Here is a 13487-nt window from a genome sequence, read left to right on the forward strand (position 1 = left end):
ACACAGATGACAGTAGGGGCGGGTTTTGCAGATAATTTGTTGGTTACGAGACAAGGAACATGGCTAAACCCGCCCCTACCAAACCCTTTTTCCCTTATGCCCTCTGCCTTCTGACACTAGCTTACGTCTTTAGACAGACTTGTTACATTACATGGCAGATTATTACAGAATATCAACTGTCACGCAGTTAGCATGGGAAGAAACAGATTGCGAGTAAGCTGTTTTAGTTTGGGCTAAGTTTTTTTTATGCAAAAGCCAACTCCCAAAGTCTCCAAGAGAGAAAAGTTTAACATTTCCAGGGTAGCGATCGCTCACCCTCGCTTTACCATCGGTTTTTGGATCGCCGTTGTGGTAGCAGGACTGTTGGCTTTTAGTTCCCTAAAATACGCGCTTTTCCCGAACATCACTTTTCCGGTGGTAGTCGTGAGTGCTTCCTCATCTCTTCCCCAAGCGACGGAAGTGGAAGCCAAACTTACCATACCTATTGAACAGTCTGTGGAAAATATTCCCAGGCGAAAAAGCACTAACTCTTCTTCCTATCCCCAACAATCATTAGTTAATTTATCTTTTAATGTCGGGACAAACTTGGCAGCAGCGGAACAGCAAGTAAAAACTGCACTCCAGAAATTAACTCTTCCGGCTGGGACAAAGCTGAATGTAATTCCGATAAATTTAAATGAATCTGCTGTTGTTAGCTACGCCATTGATAGTTCGACGAAAAATCTCACGCAGTTGACAGAAATAGCCCAAAAGCAGATTGTTCCAAGTATTTCTAAATTACCAGGAGTGGGGAAAGTTAACCTATTAGGTGGAACGACAGGGAACGCAGATAAAAGTACTTCCGCAGTTAGGTTTAATGGAAACGATGCGCTAGCTTTTCAAGTAGTGAAAACAGGTGATGCTAACGCCTTAGAAGTAACGACAGATGTAGAAAAGCAAGTTGAAGAGTTGCGATCGCAATTACCCGATGTCAAAATTATCTTAGCCGCCACGCAAGCAGATTACATCAAAGCTGCCACTCAAGCCACTATCGATGCTTTAATTGAAGCGATCGTTTTATCTGTAATCGTAATTTACCCCTTTTTGTGGAATTGGCGAGCGACTTTTATTTCCGCCTTAGCGATCCCAATTTCTTTGCTGGGAACTTTCATCGTGATGGCTTTTTTTGGCTTTAATTTGGAAACCATTACCCTGTTAGCTTTAGCCTTAGTTATTGGTAGTATTATCGATGATGCGATCGTCGATGTGGAAAACATTACTCGCCACGTTGAAAACGGCGAATCTCCCCGCAACGCTGCTTTAAACGCTACCAGAGAAATAGGTTTAACTGTAACCGCAACCACTTTAACAGCTGTCGCAGTGTTTTTGCCGATCGCTCTCATGAGAGGTGTAATCGGTCAATTTTTCCAGCCTTTCGGTATTACCGTCTCCGCTGCTATGATTGCTTCCTGGCTAGTCGCCAGAACATTATCACCTGTGTTAGCAATCTATTGGATTAAATGCCCAGGTAATAAAGGTACTCGTCGGGAACAAAGAATTTGGTTAAACTTTGCTCAAGGTTATCGTCAAATATTGAAATGGTCTTTAGGTCATCGGCGCATTGTGATCGGAATAGCCACTTTAAGTTTAATTGTAGGTGTGGCGTTAATTCCATTTATTCCTAAAGGTTTTATCCCAAAACTCGATCGCGGCGAATTCAATATTAGTTACACCGCACCTTTATCAGTTTCTTCCTTACTTCCCTCTTGGCTACAAGTTCCCGGAGAACAAAACGATCCTTTACAAGAATCTTTAGATGTAGCTAAACAACTGGAAGCAGCAGTATTAAAAGCGCCCGAAGTGACAACAGTATACACTACTGTTGGTACTCGTCCCCAGCAACCAAATCACGGCAATCTTTACGTTAAATTAAACCCAGAACGCCGAATTACTACCGCCGAATTTCAAGATAAAATTCGTCAACAATTACCACAATTACCAGGCGTTTCAACAAGCATCGAAGATATTCAATTTATCGATACTGGCGGACAAAAACCCCTACAAATTGGTTTAATTGGCGAAGATTTAGCAGCTAGCAGTAAAGCAGCGCGGGAAATTAAAGCCGAAATTACCAAAATCCCCGGATTAGAAGATGTATCTTTAATTGGTGCTACTGACGAACAAGGTGCTATTTTCCAAATAGAACGCAACGCTCAACAACGAGTAGTTAATATTAGCGCCAACTTAGGTCAAGGAATTACAATTGGCGAAGCTACCGATCGAATCCTAGCTATTGCTAACCCAATAATTCCCCCTGGTGTTACTTTGAGTTTAGGTGGAGATTCTGCACGTAGCAATGAAATATTTACCAGTTTTGGGACAACCTTAATTTTGTCAGCACTTTGTATTTTAGTAATATTGTTGTTGCTGTTTAAGAATTGGAGCGATCCTTTTGTAGTTGGCTTATCTTTACCATTAGCATTGGTGGGTGCTTTACTGGCACTATTTTTAACTAATAGCGACTTCGGAATGATATCTTTAATTGGGTTTGTGTTTCTCTTAGGAATTAGCAACAAAAACGCTATCTTGCTAGTAGATTACATCAACCAATTACGAAACGCCAAGATGGAGAGAAATGAAGCAATTTTAACCGCAGGGCCAGTACGTCTTCGACCTATAATGATGACGACAGCATCGACAATTTTAGGTATGTTGCCATTAGCATTAAATTTAGGTGCAGGTTCCGAGTTACGTTCACCAATGGCAATTGCGATCGCAGGCGGTTTAGTATCATCAACTATACTCAGCCTCATAGTTGTTCCGGTAGTCTACACTTTATTAGATGATTTTCGCTCACGGTTTAAATTAAAATAATCAATGACTAAAACAGCTTTTGTCACAGGCGGAACAGGTTTCATCGGTGCCAATTTGGTAAGATTACTTTTACAAGAAGGGTACAAAGTAAAAGCTTTAGTTCGTTCGACTAGCAAATTAGACAACCTGCAAAATTTAGATATCGAAATTGTCAAAGGCGACCTCAACGATCCAAACTTAGCTGATAAAATGCTTGGTTGTGAGGTATTATTTCATGTTGCCGCCCTTTACTCCCTTTGGCAATCAGATAAAGAACCTCTTTATCAACAAAATGTGTTAGGAACCAAGAACATTTTAGCCGCCGCCAGAAAAGCAAAAGTCGATCGCACCGTTTATACTAGTTCCGTCGCCGCAATTGGAGTAAAAGAAGGCGGCATAGCTGATGAAACCTACCAAAGTCCGGTAGACAAGCTAATTGGTGAATACAAAAAATCAAAGTTTTGGGCAGAACAAGAAGCACAAAACGCAGTAAAATTAGGACAAGATGTGGTAATTGTTAACCCTAGTAGTCCGATCGGCCCTTGGGATATAAAACCCACTCCCACAGGCGATATAATTTTAAAATTCCTGCGCCGCCAAATGCCATTTTATATAGATACTGGGTTAAACTTTATTGATGTGCATGATGTTGCCCAAGGACATTTGTTAGCATTAGAAAAAGGTCGAACAGGCGATCGCTATATTCTGGGAAACCAAAACCTCACCCTCAAAGAATTATTAGATCAACTCTCAACAATTACCGGAATACCTGCACCACAAACCACCATTCCTTCTTTCATACCTTTGACAGTGGCTTGGATTGATGAATGTGTGTTAGCACCATTAGGTAAACCCCCTTTTGTTCCCCTAGATGGCGTGCGAATGTCCACCCAAAAAATGTATTACGATGCTTCTAAAGCTGTGCGGGAATTAGGTATACCCCAAACCCCAATTCCCACAGCATTAAAAAATGCCGTAGACTGGTTTAGCAAAAATTTTGCGTTAGATTTAAAGTATAATTCCGCACGGTGACGAGGAGATAAACACTAAAATGGCAATTAACTTACTACAAGCTTTTGAAGTCGGCAAATATGTCGTTAGTCAGCGTTTGAAAGGACGCAAACAATATCCCCTAGTTTTAATGCTAGAACCTTTATTTCGCTGCAACTTAGCTTGTACTGGATGCGGGAAAATTCAGCACCCAACCGAAATTCTCAAGCAAAACCTCACTCCCGAACAATGCTTTAAAGCAGTGGAAGAATGCGGCGCACCAGTAGTTTCTATTCCCGGCGGAGAACCACTTTTACACCCACAAATCGATCGAATAGTTAAGGGATTAGTCGAACGGAAAAAATTCGTTTACCTTTGTACAAACGGCATTTTACTGGAAAAAAGTTTAGATAAATTTACACCCTCGCCTTACCTAACTTTCAGCGTTCACTTAGATGGGTTACGAGAATTACATGATAAATGTGTCGATCGCAAAGGCGTATTTGACACCGCAGTAAAAGCCATTCGCGCCGCCAAAGCCAAAGGCTTCCGAGTCACCACAAACACCACCGTTTTTGAAGGTGCAAACCCTCAAGAAATGCAAGAGTTTTTCGACTTCCTCGAAACTCTCAACATCGACGGAATGATGATTTCCCCCGGTTACAGTTACGAATGGGCACCAGATCAAGAACACTTCTTAAGAAGGGAACAAACAAAAGCCTTATTCCGAGAAATATTAGCACCCTACACAACCGGGAAAAAGAAATGGAACTTTAACCACAACCCCCTATTTTTAGACTTTCTCACAGGTGAAAAAGACTACGAATGTACACCTTGGGGAAGTCCTAGTTACAGCGTTTTAGGTTGGCAAAAACCTTGTTACTTGTTAAACGAAGGTCATTACGCCACCTTCCAAGAACTGCTAGACAACACAGACTGGAGTAAATACGGTCACAAAAGCGGTAATCCCAAATGTGCAGATTGCATGGTACATTGCGGCTATGAACCCACAGCAGCAGTTGACGCAATGCAGCCTAGCAACGTAGGACGCGCCATTACCAGCGTTCTAGGCATTTAGCCAAGTCTGTTGTGTTTGTTGTAGCGACTTTAGTCGTACATTTTCCGCATAAAAGGACTAAAGTCCTCACAACGAACCATTTCCTATTTCAGGGCAATAAATTCCCTGTCTATAATTCGTTCTTCTACTAATGCTAACTGGTAAGTTTCTTTGCTGCGCCGTTCATCTAAATAAGCTAAACCTGCGCCAATTGCTTCCGCCAAAATAGTGACTAAACGGAACACAGCCACCACACTCAAAACTACTCCCGGTGAAAATGATTTACTTAAAATCATCATCGCCGCTGCTTCAAATACCCCAACGCCTCCAGGTGCCCCTGGCAATACCAAAGCTGCTAACCAAGCTAAACTAAAACCACTAATCAAAATGGGAATTTGATTAGGTGCAACTGGATGTAAAGCCGTGAAAGTAAAGATAAAGCCGCTACATCTCAAAGCAACAAAAACTAATTCAGCAATTAACAATTTGGCTGGATATCTTTCAATGTGGCAATGTTTCAAATCTACGCCAGGGCAATCTTTTTTCTTACCCTTAAATTTTCCCATAATTGCCAATGCTGGGTTTAAAAACTTGGGATGAACAATTAACATTACGCCCAACAAGGAAAGAATTTGCCAACCCCAATTGTTAAAATTATGGACATCTTTCATTCCTTCTCTGGCTATCAGACAACTGACGATCGCAGTCGTTAAAGCAGCCGCTATCATCAAGAAAGGTTCAATAATGACGCTGAGAGTAGCAATTTCTCCGGGTACGCCCACTTGCTTAACGCCCCAAATTCTCCCGCAATAGTGCCAAACGTGCCCAGGTAAATATTTCGCAATATGTGTTTTTAAGTAAAGCTTGACTAACCAAAAGGGTTTCAGTTTTTGCTTGAACTCCCCTAATGTCCAATGCCAGACTATACCAGACCAGGCAAAAGCCAATAAGCTCAAGGTAACACCTAGCCCCAAAAATATCATTCCTGAACCATCTATTCTCATCGCTGCTACTTCTTGCCAGTGACGGCTGAATGCTTTTGCGAAAAAGAATAGCACTCCCCCTAACATTACCCATTGCAAGTAACGTTTTGCTTTAGACCACACTTGGTTCATGGTTTTAATCAGTTTGAATTCTACAGAGGTTTGCCAATTTTAACTAACAGACATTACCACAAATCTGAATAAATATCTAGATTTACAGTTAATCTTAATTAATTTGTCCTGCGGTTAAACTGTTGCTGTTTCAGTTTAATTTACAGAACTTTAACTATATCTAACTATTAATTCCCTCAGTTCATCTGTCTTCAGGAATACAACACTAATTGAGTGGGATTTTGTCAAAATAGCTACTTAACTCACACCTTAACTAAGTACTAAGCAGCACTTAACAAGCTTTAATCTTCGTTAACAATAGGTAACGAAATGATTAATTAGTTACTTGCTCTACTGTTAACATTAACCTATTCCTGTCTAGAATCAAGAATTTGTATAGATTCTTTAGAATATTTGAAGGGCTAGTAATAATCTGTATTTTATGGATTTGTAGCAAAATTGCCAGGAATTGATCTGAAAATTTAGTTAATATTTGCTAATAACGGTGATTAAAATTACCACCATAAGCATAGAGATCGTCAATTCAAACAGCAATATTGTAAAATTAGGTAAAATTTAAACTATAACTCTGGACTAACTAATGAGTTCCCATCCCCTCTTGAAAGTTGACATTTCTCAACTCAGTGTTGCAGAACGCATCCAACTAGCTGAAGATTTATGGGACAGTATCTTTGAGCAGCAAGAGGAACTGGCGCTCTAGTACCCAGTCGATGGCAGTCCCTAAAACCAGGGTTTTCTACCACAAATACGGGAGAGCCAATAACTAGAGCCTTTCGCTAAAATACTAAGTATTTGCTTTTTTGTATTTACCGCGCTTTTCGTCTAACCAAACCATCGCAACAGCTAAAGTTTCAGCAATAATACTGATCAAACGGTAAAGTGCTGCTGCACTAAAAACCACAGCAGTGGAAAAAGGTTGGGCTAAAAGCGCGATCGCAGTTGCTTCAAACACTCCTATCCCTCCAGGTGCCCCAGGTACAACTAAAGAAGTTACCCAAGCAATACTAAAAGCACTCAACAACATGGGTAATTGACTGAGATTATAGCTAGTAAAAGCCAATAAAATCAAACAAAAACCTAAACCCCTTAAACTCAAAAACCCCAAAGATCCCACCAAAGGTTTAACCGGGTAACTATCAATTTTCCAACTCAATACATCAAAATTTTCTGAGCCTTTAGGTGGCTTTTCAAACTTACCCAACATTTGCAAAATTGGATTGAGAACCCAAGGATGTAAGAGCATTAAAACTGCGATCGCGCCCAAAACTTGCCAACTACAAATACTGCTTTTATCTAAAATTGAGCCACTAATTTGCCGCCCAATAATAATCATTAAAACCGCAGCTGCCGCTTGTAAAATTGGTTCAATCAACACGCTTAAAGTAGCAGTAGAAGTAGGAACACCCGAATCTCTAAGCTTTTTTACCCTCCCATAATAATGCCAAACATTACCAGGTAAATACTTGGCAATATTAGTCTTTAAATAAACATTAATCATCCATAAACTATTTCTTGGTTGTTTAAACTCTCGCAACATCCAACTCCACACCCAACCTGCCCAAGCCTGAGCTAAAATCGTCACCACTAGAGAACTAGTTAAAAACAACCAGCCTGTTTTATCGATCCGAATTGCTGCTACTTGCTGCCAATTTTGTCGCAATACCCCAATTAAAAAAAACAGAATTGCCCCAAAAATTACCCAGCGAATAAACCGCTTGACATTGCTAAAGAAAAACTGTATTCCGGTAAGAATCACCCAACGAATGTCTGAGCTAATTCCAGACGTGATTTTTCTCATTTGTTCCCGATCCTTGGGGATTATTTCCCTCTAATTTATCTAGAACCAACTTTGATTTGTGACATTTCCGCCTTGCGGATTTTCTGCGAATAGAAAGAAGCAGACTCTTGACCTTTACCACACTCTTGAGCAAAAGTAATTAAATGATGAGCAAGTAACCCAACATGAATTATATTTTCAATTTTTTTAGCTTTTAAAGCCGGAGCAGCAAACTGCCAGAAAGTCTCCCGGTAATTACCAAATACACCAACGCGCACCAGGATATTTCCCAAAGCGAATAAACCTTGTTTAATGTTTTTCCAAGAAGCACGCTGAGGACTATTTGGCACTTTAATTCGATTCGGATAAGTATGTACCATATTGTAAGCAAACCTTTGATATAAAAACTCAGGTTCGTAAGCCTTAGTAATGCAGTGTCGCCACATTTCCACCACCTGTTCGTAAGGCATTAAAAATTCTACATTCGATTCCCGTTTTTCATCAAAAACCAATCTACCTTCTGCTTCTAACCTACGCCACAGAGGAGTTTTCGGCAAAGCGTAAAGCAAATTAATGGTCAAAACCGGAATATTAGAAAGTCGGATAAATTCTAAAATACGATCGCCAGTCTCAGGAGTATCTGTATCCAATCCTAAAATAATTCCCGATACCACTTCCAAGCCGTAACTATTCAAAATCTTCACCGCATCTAAAATCGGCATACTCAAATTTTGCACCTTAGAAATTGAGTGCAAAGCTTCCGGATCGGGCGTTTCAATCCCACAAAAAACCGTAGTAAAATAAGCCTGCCGCATCATCTCTAAAATCTTCGGGCTTTGGGCTAAATTCAAAGTAGCTTCACAAGCAAATTGCACCGGATAACCATTGCGTTTTTGCCAATCAATTAAAGCAGGTAACAACTGCATTAACGCCTTGCGATCGCCCACAAAATTATCATCAACAAAATAAATTCCCCCCGGAATTCCCACCTTTAACATCGCATCCAATTCTGCCAAAACTTGCTCCGGTGATTTAATCCGAGGATCGCGTCCATAAAGCTCAGGAATATCACAGAATTCACAACGATAAGGACAACCGCTAGAAAACTGGATATCCCCCATAAAATAATTACGTAAATCGATTAAATGATAAGCCGGAATCGGAAATTCGCTTAAAGGTAAACGTTCCTTAGACTCAAAGCGTATTTGACTTTTTGGGCGTTCTTTATATCGATCTAAATACTCGATTAAGCGATCGGTCCCATCACCCAATTCCCCAATATTTAAAATATCAAAATCCGGGTAATATTCTGGACAACCAGAAACCGAAGGGCCACCCAAAACCGTAATTTTACCTGCTTGATGCGCCCGTTCATTTATAGAATTAATTGCTTGGCGCTGAATGTGCATTCCACTAACAATTACCACATCCGCCCATTGAAAATCAGACTTTTTAATCGGTCGAACATTCTCATCAATAAAACGAACTTCCCACTCTTGAGGCAAATAAGCAGCCACAATCAAAAGCCCTTGGGGAGGCATCATCGCCTTCACCCGACGACCTGAAAGGGGATAAGCATGATAAAACGTCCCAAATGAAGGAGCATACTTAGGAAAAGCACAAAGAATCCGGCGATGATTTCGGGGAACGTAGCGCTTTCTCCCAGTAGTCATCTCCGGCACAGGCGAATCAAAAGATTTGACCTTAGCAGTCATCTAAAATTTTCTCCTCACAAATGATGCTATTTAGAGCTTTAGCTCAACAAAGCTACAAATGGCTTTAGTTTATACCCTTTTTCGCTTTTTTGCTGCCAGAGGCAGAGGGCTCCTGGAGCAGGGGGGCAGGGGGGCAGGGGAGACAATTAAAATTCTTTTTTCTACCCTTTACCCTTTCTTCTCTTCTGCCTTCTGCCTTCTGCCTTCTGCCTTCTAGGACTAGCTATTACTTTTTCGAGCCAGTCACTTGCTCGATGAGAGCCATAACTGCGCTACGAGTCAGTTTATTTTCACCATGAGCCAGCACATCTAAAGTTCCATAAGCTAATGCCAAAGGAATTCGGCAAAAGTCCAAAGCAGGGCCATTAGGTAAAGACCGAGTGTAAGCATCAGCCAGCTTGAGATTACGACGGGCATAAGTGTGTAGATCTTCAACAGTCCAGCCATTGGGAAAATAACTCACCCCACGTTGCAAATCTTCCTTGTAGTTGCGAAGAATATTGACTGCTTGTAGACCCCGACCAAAACCGATCGCATGAGAGCGGTTAGTTTGAGTCCCATCGTACCAAGCCCACAAATCAGAAAGCAGCAGACCCACAGCACCAGCCACGCTAAAAGTATAGCGATCGAGATCCGCCTCCGTGCGAATTTCCCAGTTTCGTTCCGCCCAATAAGCCATGCGATCGGCCATAGCAGCAGTAGCATCCCAAACACGGGGCGCAATACTTTCTGGTGCCAGCAAAGCCCATTCTTTCACCCGCAGGGACACTTCTGGCAACGCCACATCCTGAGAGTGAAACTCCAAAGAAAAATCATCAGGAATCACCCCATCAGCTGCACCCTGTAAACTCAAGCTAATACTGCGTAATAATTTTGCCTTTACGGAATTCTCCAATTCTGGATGATCTTCAATCTCATCAATGGCACGCATACATAGATAAGCAGATGCCACAGCAGCTTGTAGTTCTAGCGGTAGACGATTAATTGGGATGTAGAAAGTCCGGCTGGTTTCTTTAAGAATCTCCAAAGCATCTCTACGTAAATCCATTCTGTTCACTCCTCTGAATATGTATGGAGTTTAAACCAATGCCGAAAACTTACGCAGCTGGAATCGCTGACATTTAGTAAACAGGCCGATCTGCAAGGGCAGGAATTGCCCGTAAATTAAAGAATACAGGATAAATAAAATCATGCCTTGATAAATCATGCTTTAATGACACAAAACGACTCGGTTTTATACTTAGTGTCCCATTACTCGGAGAAATTCCCGATCGAATTGTGCCAGTAGACTCTCTGCGCCAGAAGAAGGGCCAGCAGGAGTGTAAGCACCAGAACTTACCCCAGCTTGCATCAATTCGCATACCTGCCAGTCTTGTCGATCGACTCGATCCCAAAACAGCACCGCATCCTGGGGATTAAACTCTTTTTGGTTCATGCTTTTTGGACTAAACAGCCATTCACAAACAATTAGAGTCTCACTCTTGCTTTGCGGCAATAGGCGATGCACCATCACATAATCAGGAAATAGGCTCAACAACAGATTAGGAAAAACTGAGTAATCGTAAACTCGGTTTAAGTCTTCTCCACTCAATTCCCCCAAAACTAACCCGCACTTATTCCCACTCTTAGTTAGACTGGTTCCTGACTGGTTTAGTTTCATGAACTCTCCCAAAAAAGCCCCAGAAAACAAATCATTCTCTCCACTGCGGTAAGAGGACAATTTCGCCAAGTTAGGGTTAATTACTGGATAATGATAACATTCAGAGTAATTTAGAAAAATCAGCTTCCAGCTAGCTTTTACCTTGTAATCAATACGATATGATGCCCTTAGCTGTGGGAAATGCCATTGGCGGAATTTCCCAATTAAAGGGTCAAAAGCACTAGTAAAGGGTTCGTAATACTCAACTAAATTAAAAAAATAAATCCTGACCAAGTAATGACATTCACGCCATGCAAAGGGTATTCTTCGCGACAAAAATCTTCCAGTTCATTCATCAAAGGCACAAGCATCAACTGTCCATCTAAGACATAAGTCCAAGCTTGATAGGGACAGTCGATCGTTCTGGTGAAATGACCTTTATACTTATACTTAAATTATCCTGAATTTTAAATTTAGACTTTACCTAGTTTCAAATGTCTGATTGGCTAAATTTATTTGTTCCTGGTAGACTTTGCTTATTTGGTGAACACTCTGATTGGGCTGGTGCTTATCTCCAGTTTCGTGAAACCCCAGGTTATTGCATTGCCGTTGGTACTAACCAAGGAATTTATGCTCGTGTTCGTAAGCAAGAAAATCAATTAATAGTTCGTTCCATACTTGCCAAGAATCAACAAAAAACCCTCTCTTTACCATTAGATGCAGACAACTTACTAGCCCAAGCCAAAAGCGGTGATTTTTGGAGTTACGTCGCCGGAACTTTTTATGAAATTTGGCAAAACTACTCAATCGCCGGATTAGAAATTGACTGTTATAGCATGGACTTACCCTTAAAAAAAGGGCTTTCTTCCTCAGCGGCAATTTGTGTTTTAGTCGCTCATGCGTGCAATCAAATTTATAATTTGGGTCTTGCCAAACCAGAAGAAATGAACTTAGCTTATCGCGGAGAAACCCTGACACCTTCCCGTTGTGGAAGGATGGATCAAATTTGTGCCTTTGGTCAAATCCCCATGTTTCTCACCTTTGATGGCGAAGAATTGGCAATAGAACCAATTCCCTTAATTAGCAGTTTTCACTATTTAATTGTAGATTTACAAGGTCAAAAAGACACTGTGACAATTCTCCAAGATTTGAATGCTCAATTTTGTGGTGAGAAAGGTGAGTTTACCAAAGGTATTCGCCGCGCCCTTGGTTCTTTAAATCAAGAAATTACCGCCCAAGCAAAACAAGCCTTGATTGCGGGTAATGCTCAAAAAATTGGGGAGTTAATGACAGAAGCACAGGAAATATTCGATCGCCTAATTGCCCCCGCTTCCCCCAGAGAATTACTCGCGCCAAAACTGCATCATTTATTAAACTATTCCCCCATTCAAAACTTAATTTGCGGCGGCAAAGGAGTAGGTTCCCAAGGCGATGGAACCGCCCAATTACTAACTTTTAGTGCCGAAGCTAGAACATTAGCACAGACAATTATCGAAAAAGATTTAGGTTTACCATGTTTAAATTTGACTCTAGAAAGTAGAGAATAGAAAACATAACTCTTTATCATAAAAAAAGAGAAACATCAAAATTCAGGAACCAAACATGACAGAAACATCCTATATATTTCTAGCAGGGGCAAGTCGCGGCGTAGGACGAGAAATTGCCATAAATTTAACTGAACAAAACCAAAAAGTAAAAGCACTACTGCGTTCAGAAGCAACTCGCCCAGAACTGGAAGCGATGGGAATTAAAATTGTCATGGGAGACGCTTTAGACAAAACTGCAATGGAACAAGCAATGCAAGGCGATACCATTCAAGCAGTTATTAGCACAATTGGCGGTTTACCTAAAGATGGCGAACGCGCTGACTATTTAGGTAACAAAAACCTCATCGATGCCGCAGTCAAAGCCGGAGTGCAAAAATTTATTTTAGTCACTTCCATTGGCACTGGCAATAGTGCCGTTGCCTTACCACCACAAGCAATGCAAACCTTGGCTCCTGTTTTAGCAGAAAAAGAAAAAGCAGAACAACACTTAATCGACAGTGGACTAACTTACACTATTATCCGACCAGGAGGACTAAAATCCGAACCAAGTACTGGCAATGGAGTACTCACAGAAGACTACAAAATTGCTGGAACAATTCACCGCGCAGATGTCGCCAAATTAGTTTGTCGCTGCCTATTTTCCCAACTTGGCGATAATAAGATTTTCTCAGCGATCGATCGCAACATGACTTACGGACAACCAGAATTTACCGAATTCACAGTTTAAGAAAGGCAGAAGGCAGAAGGCAGAAGGCAGAAGGCAGAAGGGTAGAGAAGGAAACAGGTAAATATCTCCTTGTCCCCTTGTCCCCTTG

The 13487-nt window shown here is 41.1% G+C and carries 11 protein-coding genes; 6 read left to right on the plus strand and 5 right to left on the minus strand.

The window, feature by feature from the left end; all coding sequences use genetic code 11:
• Positions 1 to 246 precede the first annotated feature (246 nt).
• The 3 genes from IQ264_RS09420 to hpnH are packed head-to-tail and all read left to right on the plus strand — an operon-like array spanning position 247 to position 4900.
• A complete protein-coding gene (locus IQ264_RS09420; protein ID WP_193980492.1) occupies positions 247 to 2853 on the plus strand; it encodes an efflux RND transporter permease subunit in 2607 nt (868 codons plus the stop codon).
• A 3-nt stretch (positions 2854 to 2856) separates the two neighbouring features.
• A complete protein-coding gene (gene hpnA / locus IQ264_RS09425; RefSeq protein ID WP_193980493.1) occupies positions 2857 to 3864 on the plus strand; it encodes a hopanoid-associated sugar epimerase in 1008 nt (335 codons plus the stop codon).
• A gap of 19 nt (positions 3865 to 3883) precedes the next feature.
• Positions 3884 to 4900 carry an adenosyl-hopene transferase HpnH gene (gene hpnH / locus IQ264_RS09430; RefSeq protein WP_193980494.1) on the plus strand — a complete coding sequence of 339 codons (1017 nt, stop codon included), beginning with the start codon at positions 3884 to 3886 and terminating at the stop codon, positions 4898 to 4900.
• 83 nt (positions 4901 to 4983) lie between these two features.
• Here hpnH and IQ264_RS09435 read toward each other — a convergent pair whose 3' ends face one another.
• Positions 4984 to 5994: a lysylphosphatidylglycerol synthase transmembrane domain-containing protein gene (locus IQ264_RS09435; RefSeq protein WP_193980495.1), complete on the minus strand. Its 1011-nt coding sequence runs from the start codon at positions 5992 to 5994 to the stop codon at positions 4984 to 4986.
• A gap of 580 nt (positions 5995 to 6574) precedes the next feature.
• Between IQ264_RS09435 and IQ264_RS09440 the strand changes: the two genes are divergently transcribed.
• Positions 6575 to 6694, plus strand: coding sequence for an addiction module protein (locus IQ264_RS09440; protein WP_193980496.1), 120 nt, complete (start codon positions 6575 to 6577; stop codon positions 6692 to 6694).
• Between the two features lie 84 nt (positions 6695 to 6778).
• Here IQ264_RS09440 and IQ264_RS09445 read toward each other — a convergent pair whose 3' ends face one another.
• The 4 genes from IQ264_RS09445 to IQ264_RS09460 all read right to left on the minus strand — a co-directional run bounded on the left by IQ264_RS09445 (position 6779) and on the right by IQ264_RS09460 (position 11461).
• Positions 6779 to 7792: a lysylphosphatidylglycerol synthase transmembrane domain-containing protein gene (locus tag IQ264_RS09445; RefSeq protein WP_193980497.1), complete on the minus strand. Its 1014-nt coding sequence runs from the start codon at positions 7790 to 7792 to the stop codon at positions 6779 to 6781.
• 35 nt (positions 7793 to 7827) lie between these two features.
• The gene (locus tag IQ264_RS09450; protein ID WP_193980498.1) at positions 7828 to 9486 is read right to left on the minus strand and encodes a B12-binding domain-containing radical SAM protein; all 1659 of its coding nucleotides are present in this window, start codon (positions 9484 to 9486) and stop codon (positions 7828 to 7830) included.
• A 226-nt stretch (positions 9487 to 9712) separates the two neighbouring features.
• A complete protein-coding gene (locus IQ264_RS09455) occupies positions 9713 to 10534 on the minus strand; it encodes a squalene/phytoene synthase family protein (RefSeq protein WP_193980499.1) in 822 nt (273 codons plus the stop codon).
• Between the two features lie 192 nt (positions 10535 to 10726).
• On the minus strand, positions 10727 to 11461 hold the full coding sequence (locus IQ264_RS09460) for an SRPBCC family protein (RefSeq protein WP_193980500.1): 735 nt from the start codon (positions 11459 to 11461) through the stop codon (positions 10727 to 10729).
• Positions 11462 to 11619: 158 nt separating this feature from the next.
• On the opposite strand from IQ264_RS09460, the gene IQ264_RS09465 reads away from it, so the two are divergent.
• Together IQ264_RS09465 and IQ264_RS09470 are read left to right on the plus strand one after the other, a co-directional pair.
• Positions 11620 to 12672, plus strand: coding sequence for a mevalonate kinase (locus tag IQ264_RS09465; protein ID WP_193980501.1), 1053 nt, complete (start codon positions 11620 to 11622; stop codon positions 12670 to 12672).
• 55 nt (positions 12673 to 12727) lie between these two features.
• Positions 12728 to 13399 (plus strand): SDR family oxidoreductase, encoded by a 672-nt coding sequence (locus IQ264_RS09470; RefSeq protein ID WP_193980502.1) that lies wholly within the window; start codon positions 12728 to 12730, stop codon positions 13397 to 13399.
• The last annotated feature ends 88 nt before the right edge of the window (positions 13400 to 13487 follow it).

It is taken from the genome of [Phormidium] sp. LEGE 05292 (genome assembly GCF_015207735.1).
Classification (GTDB): Bacteria; Cyanobacteriota; Cyanobacteriia; order Cyanobacteriales; family Aerosakkonemataceae; genus Floridanema.